A 989-nucleotide genomic window follows, 5' to 3' on the forward strand; every position below is an offset into this window, starting at 1 on the left:
GTGACTGTTGCTGTCGCTTTATCCGCGTGCAGGATATCGTCACCTTTCACATCGACTGTCCACGTCTTATCTGACGTGACTGTCGTCGTGTATTGGTGACCATTAACAGTAACCGTAACCGTATCACCCGGCTCAACGTCTTTACCTACCGTACCTGTGATAGGTAATTGTGGCTCATGACCTTCTTTTTGGGTGATCACGTTATCGCCAGTAATTGGATTAATGGTGATCGCCGCTTCGACTTTTACAGAGTAATCGTGCGTTGCATGAGCTGTTGCCGTGTTACCCGCTTTATCTTCTGCCGTTACAGACGCTTCTACTTTGTCCACGCCTGCAGTTAATAACGTATTACCATCAACACCATCCAGTGACCACACTAAACCATGCGCACCTTGCACGACTTTAGTTGTGCCTAGTGATTTGCCATCAAGGGTGACTTCTACCGTATCACCCACCTTCACATCGCCACCCACAGTACCTGTGATGGTTTGTTTTTGGTGAGATTCTGTAGCATCAACCACATCATCATGGGCAATCGTATCGATAGTGATGCTGGCATTGATACTCGTGTCCACATCGTATGGCTTATCATCATGCGCACTAGCGTGGTGACCGGCTTCATCGCTGGTTGTCACGCTGGCTGTAACATCATGACCTTTGTTTTCAACCAATGCAGAGCCATCAACATCCACCGTCCACGTCTTATCACCACCTACTTTGGTTGTGTAATCATGGCCACCAATGTGAACCGTTACGGTATCGCCCGGCTTAACATCACCGCCCACCGTACCGGTTACTGGCACTTTACTGTGAGATTCTTTCTCGTTGATAACGCCATCACCACCAATATTGGTGATCTTGATGGTCGCTTCGATACCTACAGAATAATGCTCTTCAGTGGTTGCCGTTGCTTCATGTGGTACACCGTAACTGGTGGTGACTGTTGCTGTCGCTTTATCTGCGTGCAGGATATCGTCGCCTTTCACATC

At 48.3% G+C, this 989-nt stretch carries 1 protein-coding gene; it reads right to left on the bottom strand.

Going from position 1 to position 989, the window contains the following annotated elements:
* Positions 1–989: Ig-like domain-containing protein (locus tag E5A76_RS14455; RefSeq protein WP_161119343.1), on the bottom strand; the 989-nt coding region annotated here is incomplete at both ends.

Origin of the sequence: Photobacterium lucens, from assembly GCF_009873615.1 — a bacterium.
In the GTDB taxonomy this organism is placed as follows: domain Bacteria; phylum Pseudomonadota; class Gammaproteobacteria; order Enterobacterales; family Vibrionaceae; genus Photobacterium; species Photobacterium lucens.